An 8,303-nucleotide genomic window follows, 5' to 3' on the forward strand; every position below is an offset into this window, starting at 1 on the left:
GTGGGAGAATGACCTCCCGTGAGCGTCCCCAACGTCCTGGCCACCCGGTACGCCTCCGCGCAGCTGCGGGAGATCTGGTCGCCGGAGCACAAGATCGTGCTCGAGCGGCAGCTGTGGATCGCGGTCCTCGAGGCGCAGCGGGACCTCGGGATCGACGTCCCGGACGGCGTGGTCGAGGCCTACCGTGACGTGGTCGACAAGGTCGACCTCGAGTCGATCGCGGCCCGGGAGCGGGTCACCCGGCACGACGTGAAGGCGCGGATCGAGGAGTTCTCCGCGCTCGCCGGGCACGAGCACATCCACAAGGGCATGACCAGCCGCGACCTCACCGAGAACGTCGAGCAGCTCCAGGTCCGCCAGTCGCTGGCGCTGGTCCGCGACCGCGCGGTCGCCACCCTCGCCCGGCTCGCCCGGCTGGCCGCCGAGCACGAGGCGACCGTGATGGCCGGCCGCTCGCACAACGTGGCCGCGCAGGCCACCACGCTCGGCAAGCGGTTCGCGACCGTCGCCGACGAGATGCTCCTCGCGCTGGCGCGCGTCGAGGATCTGCTCGCCCGCTACCCGCTGCGCGGCATCAAGGGCCCGATGGGCACCGCCCAGGACATGCTCGACCTCCTCGACGGCGACGCCGCGAAGCTGCAGCAGCTCGAGGAGCGGGTCGCCCACCACCTCGGCTTCGGCCACGTGCTGACCAGCGTCGGCCAGGTCTACCCGCGCAGCCTCGACTTCGACGTCGTCAGCGCGCTGGTGCAGCTGGTGTCCGGACCGTCCAACCTGGCCACGACGATCCGGCTGATGGCCGGCAACGAGCTGGTGACCGAGGGCTTCCAGGAGGGCCAGGTCGGCTCGTCGGCGATGCCGCACAAGATGAACAGCCGCTCGTGCGAGCGCGTCAACGGCCTGGCGGTCGTGCTGCGCGGCCACCTGTCGATGGTCAGCGAGCTCGCCGGCGACCAGTGGAACGAGGGCGACGTCTCCGACTCCGTCGTCCGCCGGGTGGCCCTGCCGGACGCGTTCTTCGCCGCCGACGGGCTGTTCGAGACCTTCCTGACCGTGCTCGACGAGTTCGGCGCCTTCCCCGCGGTCATCCAGCGCGAGCTGGATCGCTACCTGCCGTTCCTCGCCACCACCAAGGTGCTGATGGCGGCGGTCCGCAACGGCGTCGGCCGCGAGGCCGCGCACGAGGCGATCAAGGAGGCCGCGGTCGGCACCGCCCTCGACATGCGGAAGGGCCAGGCCGAGAACGACGTGTTCGCCCGGCTGGCCGCCGACCCGCGCCTCGGCCTGACCGCCGACCAGCTCGCGACCCTGGTCGCGGAGCCGATCGCGTTCACCGGCGCCGCGGTCGACCAGGTCGAGACCGTCGTCCGGCGGGTCGCCGAGGTCACCGCGCGGCACGCCGAGGCGGCGGCGTACTCGCCCGCCGCGATCCTCTAGGGATCGACCGCAACGATGCGGCCGGTGCCGGACATGACAGAGGCATGACCCCGGAGCGCGAGGAGACCTTCCGCCGGCTGTACGCCGCGCACTTCGACGCGGTTCTCGGCTTCGCGATCCGGCGCACCGACCGCCCCGAGGACGCCGCCGACGTCGCGTCGGACACCTTCCTCGTCGCCTGGCGCCGGATCGCGCACGCGCCGGACGGGCCCGACCAGCGGCCCTGGCTGTACGGCGTCGCGCGCCGCGTGCTGGCCAACCAGCGCCGGGGCGACCGGCGGCGGACCGCGCTGGGCGACCGGCTGCGCCGCGAGCTGGTCGCCGCGATGCCGGACAGCAGCGACGACGTCGTCCAGCGCGCCGACGTCACCGCGGCGATGCAGCGCCTGAGCGCCCGCGACCAGGAGGTGCTCGAACTGCACCTGTGGGAGGGCCTCGAGCCGCGCGAGATCGCCGAGGTGCTGGGCCTGACGACCGTGGTCGTCCGCCCGCGGCTCTCCCGCGCGCGGGCCCGGCTGCGCGACGTGCTCGGCAACGAACCCGAGCCGGCCGGACATCCCCTCTCCAGACGACCCCACCTCTCCCGGAAGGAGCAGCCGTGAATGTCAAGCTCACCGACGACGCCGTCGCGGACCTGCCGCTGCACGAGGGGCGGGCGGAGCTCCTGGACGAGATCCTGCGCACGCCCGGCACCGCCGTCCCGGTCCTCGACGGCAGCCGCCGCCCACGCTGGGTGGCGCCGGTGGCGGCCGCCGCTGCCGTCGTCCTGCTCGCCGCCGGCGTGGCCTGGACGGCCGGCCGGGTGCTCGGCGAGTCCGCCCCGCCCCCGGCCACCAGCCAGCCGGCCACGCCCGACGCGTTCCGGGTGGTCCTCGACCAGCCCGGCTGGGCGGTGACGCACGTCGACCAGGGCGACGACCTCGGCGGCGTCGGCTACGAGAACGGCGGCGCGACGCTCAAGCTCGACTGGTACCTCGCCGACGGCTACGCGGAGCGGATCGCCCACCGGCGCGACGAGGCCGGCTCCGACGGCACCGCGGTCGACGTCGCCGGGCTGCCCGGCTCCATGTGGTCGGCCGCGGCGGGCGACCACACCGCGCTCCGTCCGGTCGAGGACGGCCACTTCCTCGAGGTCCGCGGCTTCGGCATGGACGCGGCGGCGTTTGCGGCGCTCCTGCCCGAGCTGCGCATGGTGGACCAGGCCGCGTTCGACGCGGCGCTCCCGCCGGACTACGCCGACGACGGGAACAGGCGCGCGCGGGTCAACCGGATTCTCGACGGGATCGCGCGGTACGCCGTCCCGCTGCTGCCCGACGGGCAGGCGCGCTCGGCGATCACCTCCCGCCAGTCCGACCCGGTCCAGCTCGGGTCGGACGTGGCCGAGCAGGTCGCGTGCGCGTGGATCGCCCGGTACGCCGAGGCGCGCCGGCTCGACGACCGGACCGGTGCCCAGCAGGCGGCCGGGGTGCTGGCGACCTCGCGCGAGTGGCCGGTGCTCCGCGACATCGAGGCCGACACCGACGTGCCGGAGTGGATCTGGTGGGCGTCGGACGAGGTCCTCGCCGGGCGGGTGCCGCAGAGTTGGCAGCCGAGCTGTGCCGGCTAGCGGCCCCAGGTGACGGCGTCGCGCACGGCGGCCGGCGCGTCGGCGCGCAGCTGCGCGTCGGGTACGGCGCCGAGCGCGTCGTTCACGGTCGAGAAGGCCTGCCGCAGCGCGACGAACGTGGTCGCCGCGAAGATCCGGCTGTCGTCGAAGCCGGCGGCGCGCAGCGCCTCGACGTCGGCGGCCGTGGTGGCGTTCGGGTCCGCCGTCACCGACCGCGCCCACGCGGCGAGCGCGCGCTCGGCGTCGGTGAGGCCCGCGTCGCTGCCGGTCAGCACGCCGGCGGCGACATCCGGGTCGGCGGCCTCCGCCAGCCGCGCGCCCCAGGCCAGCGAGCAGTAGGAGTCGCCGAGCGTCGACGCGCACGCGCCGACCAGGATGCCGCGCTCGCGCATCGAGAGCCCGCCCCGCTGCGCGACCGCACCGAGCAGCTCGAACAGCGCGTCGTGCGCCTCGGGGTGGTGGGCCCAGATCCTGCTCAGGTTCATCACGTAGCCGCGGTCGGCCAGGTCGGCGTCGTAGAGCTGCTGGACGCTCGGGCCGGGTGGGGGCGCGCCGAGGAAGGTCATGCCTCAGTGTCGGGTCGATGCCGCCCGCACCGCCACCACCAGTGCCGCGGTCAGCAGCACCATCCCGGTGAGCAGCGCGGCTCGCAGGGCGGCGCCGCCGCCGACAGCCGACAGCGTGAGCTGGTAGACGGTCATCGACAGCGCGGCGCCGATCGAGGCGCCGATGCGCTGGCCGGTCTGCAGCGCGCCGCCGGCGGCGCCGCCCATCCGGGGTGGGACCTCGTCGAGCGACAGCGTCATGTTCGGCGACACGACGCCGCCGCCGCCCAGGCCGGCGAGGAGGGTCGCCGGCACCGCGGCGAGCCACAGCGCGTCGGTGCCGACCGCCGGCACCACCAGCGCGACCAGCAGCACGCCGGCCATCATCACCGCGATCGCCACGACCGTGACCCGCCGGTGCCAGTCCGAGACCACGCGGCCCGACAGCGGCGCGGTGATCGCCGAGCCCACGGCGAACGGGCACAGCAGCAGGCCCGCCTGCAGCGCCGACAGGCCGAGCTCGTCCTGGTAGTACACCGACAGCACGAGGAAGAACCCGGTGAACCCGGTGAAGTAGAGGGCGCCCACCGCGACGCCGTTGGCGTAGCCGGGGGTACGCCGCAGCAGGCCGATGTCGAGCAGCGGCGCGCCGCCCCGGCGTACCAGCCCCTGCTCGCGGCGCACGAACAGCCAGCCGAGCGGGACCGCGCCGAGGAGCAGGAGCAGCGGCCGCGGGTCGCCGCCCTCGACGGCGACGGTCGGCAGGAGCACGCACAGGACGGCGGCGCCGAGGAGCGCCGCGCCGGTGAGGTCCAGCCGTGCCTCGGTCTCGCGGCGCTCGCGGGGCCGCTGCGGCACCATCCGCCAGACGGCCACCATCGCGGCCAGCCCGATCGGGACGTTGACGAGGAAGATGTAGCGCCAGCCGTGCTCCTCGCCGAGCGCGGCGATGATCAGGCCGCCGAGCACCGGCCCGGTCGCCGACGAGATCGACACGACCAGCCCGAACACGCCGAACGCCCGGGCGCGCTCGCGGCCGCGGAACAGCTGTTGGATCAGCCCCGAGTTCTGCGGCGTCAGCAGCCCGGCGCTCGCGCCCTGCAGCAGCCGGCCGACCACGACCCACAGTGCGCTCGGGGCCAGGCCGACCCCGGCGCTCGACACGATGAACCCGGCCAGCCCGATCAGCATCATCGTGCGGCGGCCGTACGCGTCGCCCAGCCGTCCGCCGGTCACCAGCGTCAGCCCGAACGCCAGCGCGTAGCCGGACACGACCCACTGCACGGTCGCGGCGGAGGTGTGCAGGCCGGCCTGGATCGACGGGATCGCGACGTTGACGATCGTGACGTCGAGCAGCGCCATGAAGCCGATCACCAGCGAGACGGCCAGGATGCGCCAGCGGTCCGGGCGCGGCTGCTCCTCCTCCACCCCGTCCGTCACCGCGTCAGGGTGCCCGCGTCAGGATGGCCGTATGCGTAGCGCGATGGACCTCACCGTGTCCGGCCGCGTCCAGGGCGTCTCGTTCCGGGCGTACGCCGAGCGCGAGGCCGCCCGGCTCGGCCTGGCCGGCTGGGTGCGCAACGAGCCCGACGGCACCGTCGCCCTCCACGTCGAGGGCGACGAGGAGGCGCTCGAGCGGTTCGTCCGCTGGGCCCACGACGGCCCGCGCCTGGCCCGCGTCGACCACGTCGACGCCCGGCCGGCCGACGAGACGGGCGCGACGGAGTTCCGCGTCAGGTACTAGGCCCGGGCGTGGCCGTCCCAGTTCGCGAGCTTGGTCGCCACCGTGTGCAGGTCGGCGCGCCACACGTCCTCGGGCACCGGCGGCAGGATCTCGTCCCACTCCACGGCGTACGACCCGACCACGTTCGCGAGGCCCTTGGTCCGCGCGAAGAACCAGACGTGCAGGTGGGCGCACCCGTCGCCCCACCGGTTGACGTGCACCCGGCCGACGTTCGGCAGGCCCTGCATGATGCGGACCATCCGGTTGGCCATCTTCCCGAGCTCGCCGGCGTGCTCGTCGTCGAGGTCGCCCACGTCGATGTGCTCGCGCGTCCAGAGCGTCAGCACGAGCGGGAGCCCGGTCGGCTTCTCGTCGCGGGTGACGACCCAGTACTCGTTCTCCCACACGACCCGATCCGCGAGTCCGCCCGAGCAGACCGGACAGGGCCGGCCACCGTCCTCGCCGTCACGGATCCGTTCGTCGCCGGGTGCCGGGAGCACCTTCGGGACGACGTGGCCGTCGACCGCCTCCCACGGGAACGCGTCCCACTCGCGGACCGGCGGCGCGGGCAGTCGTCCCTCGGGGCCGACCGCGGCGACCACCCTGGCGTAGACCTCGTCAGCAGACTCCGGCATGCGACCACTCTGCCATCGGCGACTTGCACGCCCGACCACACCCCCGAAGGATCGGGCCCATGAGCAACCCGGTGACGGTCTCGATCACGCGCACGATCGCCCCCGGGCACCGCGAGGAGATGGTCGCGTGGATCCGCGCCGGCTCGGCGCTCGCCGCCGGCTTCGACGGCTTCCTCGGCCACGGCTGGGTGCGGCCCGCGCCGGACTCCCACGAGTGGCACATGCTGTACCGCTTCGCCGACGAGGAGTCGCTGGCCGCGTGGGAGGCGTCGCCGCAGCGCGCGTGGTGGCTCGGCGCCGCACAGGGGCTGGTGGGGGAGTCGCACGTCGAGCGGCGTACCGGGATCGAGGGCTGGTTCGACCCGCCGGTGACCACCGACGTCGAGGACCTGCGGCCCGCGCCGCCCCCGCCGCCGCGCTGGAAGCAGGCGACGGTGATCTTCCTGGTCTTCTACCCGCTCAGCGTGCTGGTCAACTGGGCCGCCGGGCACAGCATCGCGGACTGGTGGCTGCCGCTGCGGGTCCTCGCGGTCGTCCTGGTCATGACGCCGGTGATGACCTACGTCGCGCTGCCGTGGATCACCCGGCGGATGGAGCGCTGGCTGACCTCGTGACGGAAGGTTCCCCTTGACCGTCACCCGCCCCCGCGGGTGAGGGTGGAGCACATGAAGAAGCTCTCGGGAATCCTGTTCATCGTCCTCACGACCCTCGGCCTCACGCTCGGCCTGCCGAGCACGGCGACCGCCGTCTCGCAATCCAGTGCGGCCGCGCAGTTCTCGTCCGCCGGCATCGGCTGGACCTCCTCCGGCGGCTGCACGGACCGCAACAACGCCACGTGCACGTCGTTCGAGGGCATCCGCCAGGCCACCATCGACGGCGCGATCACGCTCAAGCGGGCCAGCGGCTGCGGCCTGACCATCACCGGCGGCACCGAGACCGGCCACGCCTCCGGCACCTACAGCCACTGGAACGGCTACAAGCTCGACTTCGCGCGGACCACCTGCCTGACCAACTGGGTCCACGGCACCTACACCTACATCGGCCAGCGCAGCGACGGCGCCGCGCAGTACCAGGCCGCGTCCGGCAACGTGTACGCCGACGAGGGCAACCACTGGGACGTCACCTACTACACCTGCGGCTGCTGAACGCCCGTAGGCTGCGGGCGTGGCCGACATCAACATCCCGACCGCGCCCGCCATCGACGGGGCCACCCACCTGCACTCGGGGAAGGTGCGCGACCTCTACGAGCTCGAGAACGGCGACCTGCTCATGGTCGCCAGCGACCGGATCTCGATCTTCGACTTCGTGCTCGACACGACGATCCCGGACAAGGGCGAGATCCTGACCCGGATGTCGCTGTGGTGGTTCGACCAGCTCGCGGACCTGGTGCCCAACCACGTGATCTCCACCGACGTCCCGGAGGTCGTGCGCGGCCGTGCGGTCCGCTGCGAGAAGCTCGACATGTACGCCGTGGAGTGCGTCGCGCGGGGCTACCTCACCGGCTCCGGGCTGCTCGACTACCGGGCCACAGGCGAGGTCTGCGGCATCGCGCTGCCGGCCGGCCTCGAGGACGGCAGCCGGCTGCCGGAGCCGATCTTCACGCCCGCGACCAAGGCCGAGCTCGGCGAGCACGACGAGAACGTCTCGTACGACGCGGTCGTCGCGACCGTCGGCGCCGAGCGGGCCGCCGAGCTCCGCGACCTGACGCTGCGGGTGTACGCCCGCGCGGAGGGGATCGCCCGTGAGCGGGGCATCATCCTGGCCGACACGAAGCTGGAGTTCGGGGCCCGGCCCGACGGCACCACCGTGCTGGGTGACGAGGTCCTGACGCCCGACTCGTCGCGGTTCTGGCCGGCCGACCAGTGGCGGCCGGGCCGCGCGCAGCCGTCGTACGACAAGCAGATCGTGCGCAACTGGGCGCTCTCGCCCGAGTCCGGGTGGGACCGCTCGTCGGGGGAGGCGCCGCCGCCGCTCCCGCCGGAGGTCGTGGCGCGCACCCGCGCCCGCTACCTCGAGGCCTACGAGCTGCTCACCGGCGAGCGGTGGTAGTCGTCCCCTTCGCGGTGCCGCCCGAGGTCGCGTTCGACTACCTCGTCGACCCCCGCAACCGCCCGGACTGGCAGTCCAGCCTGGCCCGGGTCGAGGACGTGGACGGCGGGCCGCGGGTCGGGCAGACCTGGGTCGACGTCACCCGGCCCGGGCTGCGCCCGCGGATGGAGACCACGGAGCTGGACCGGCCGCGCCGCTGGGCCGAGCGCGGGACGTGGCACGGCATCACCGCGACGCTCACCCTGGAGCTCGCCGAGACGGCGACCGGGTGCGACGTCACCGCCACCTTCGAGATCGCCCGGCCGCTG

11 protein-coding genes are annotated in these 8,303 nt (G+C 74.0%); 8 read left to right on the forward strand and 3 right to left on the reverse strand.

Annotation, left to right across the window (positions count from 1 at the left end):
• Positions 1-18: 18 nt before the first annotated feature.
• Genes purB through ABD086_RS02330 form a run of 3 tightly spaced genes read left to right on the forward strand, consistent with a single transcriptional unit; the run spans position 19 to position 3,043 of the window.
• Positions 19-1,437, forward strand: coding sequence for an adenylosuccinate lyase (gene purB, locus ABD086_RS02320; RefSeq protein WP_343905268.1), 1,419 nt, complete (start codon positions 19-21; stop codon positions 1,435-1,437).
• A 44-nt stretch (positions 1,438-1,481) separates the two neighbouring features.
• On the forward strand, positions 1,482-2,039 hold the full coding sequence (locus ABD086_RS02325; protein WP_343905269.1) for an RNA polymerase sigma factor: 558 nt from the start codon (positions 1,482-1,484) through the stop codon (positions 2,037-2,039).
• Positions 2,036-3,043 carry a hypothetical protein gene (locus ABD086_RS02330; RefSeq protein WP_343905270.1) on the forward strand — a complete coding sequence of 336 codons (1,008 nt, stop codon included), beginning with the start codon at positions 2,036-2,038 and terminating at the stop codon, positions 3,041-3,043. The genes ABD086_RS02325 and ABD086_RS02330 overlap by 4 nt, the downstream gene beginning before the upstream one ends.
• On the opposite strand, the gene ABD086_RS02335 is transcribed toward ABD086_RS02330, so the two are convergent.
• Complete coding sequence (locus ABD086_RS02335) at positions 3,040-3,609, reverse strand: carboxymuconolactone decarboxylase family protein (RefSeq protein WP_343905271.1); 570 nt, start codon at positions 3,607-3,609, stop codon at positions 3,040-3,042. The genes ABD086_RS02330 and ABD086_RS02335 overlap by 4 nt on opposite strands.
• 3 nt (positions 3,610-3,612) lie before the next feature.
• Positions 3,613-5,028 (reverse strand): MFS transporter, encoded by a 1,416-nt coding sequence (locus ABD086_RS02340; protein WP_343905272.1) that lies wholly within the window; start codon positions 5,026-5,028, stop codon positions 3,613-3,615.
• 31 nt (positions 5,029-5,059) lie between these two features.
• On the opposite strand from ABD086_RS02340, the gene ABD086_RS02345 reads away from it, so the two are divergent.
• On the forward strand, positions 5,060-5,332 hold the full coding sequence (locus ABD086_RS02345; protein ID WP_343905273.1) for an acylphosphatase: 273 nt from the start codon (positions 5,060-5,062) through the stop codon (positions 5,330-5,332).
• On the opposite strand, the gene ABD086_RS02350 is transcribed toward ABD086_RS02345, so the two are convergent.
• Entirely contained in the window at positions 5,329-5,946 is a 618-nt protein-coding gene (locus ABD086_RS02350; RefSeq protein WP_343905274.1) for an HIT family protein, read from the reverse strand. The two genes, ABD086_RS02345 and ABD086_RS02350, sit on opposite strands and share 4 nt — an antisense overlap.
• A 59-nt stretch (positions 5,947-6,005) precedes the next feature.
• Between ABD086_RS02350 and ABD086_RS02355 the strand changes: the two genes are divergently transcribed.
• From ABD086_RS02355 to ABD086_RS02370, 4 genes are all read left to right on the forward strand, one after another.
• Entirely contained in the window at positions 6,006-6,560 is a 555-nt protein-coding gene (locus ABD086_RS02355) for an antibiotic biosynthesis monooxygenase (RefSeq protein WP_343905276.1), read from the forward strand.
• A gap of 51 nt (positions 6,561-6,611) precedes the next feature.
• Positions 6,612-7,091, forward strand: a complete 480-nt coding sequence (locus tag ABD086_RS02360; RefSeq protein WP_343905278.1) for a hypothetical protein — start codon at positions 6,612-6,614, stop codon at positions 7,089-7,091.
• Positions 7,092-7,110: 19 nt separating this feature from the next.
• The gene (locus ABD086_RS02365) at positions 7,111-7,995 is read left to right on the forward strand and encodes a phosphoribosylaminoimidazolesuccinocarboxamide synthase (protein ID WP_343905279.1); all 885 of its coding nucleotides are present in this window, start codon (positions 7,111-7,113) and stop codon (positions 7,993-7,995) included.
• Positions 7,989-8,303, forward strand: a 315-nt coding sequence (locus ABD086_RS02370) for an SRPBCC family protein (protein ID WP_343905281.1), incomplete at its 3' end; no start/stop codon positions are given. The genes ABD086_RS02365 and ABD086_RS02370, both read left to right, overlap by 7 nt.

This window comes from Nocardioides aquiterrae, from assembly GCF_039526625.1.
Lineage (GTDB): Bacteria > Actinomycetota > Actinomycetes > Propionibacteriales > Nocardioidaceae > Nocardioides > Nocardioides aquiterrae.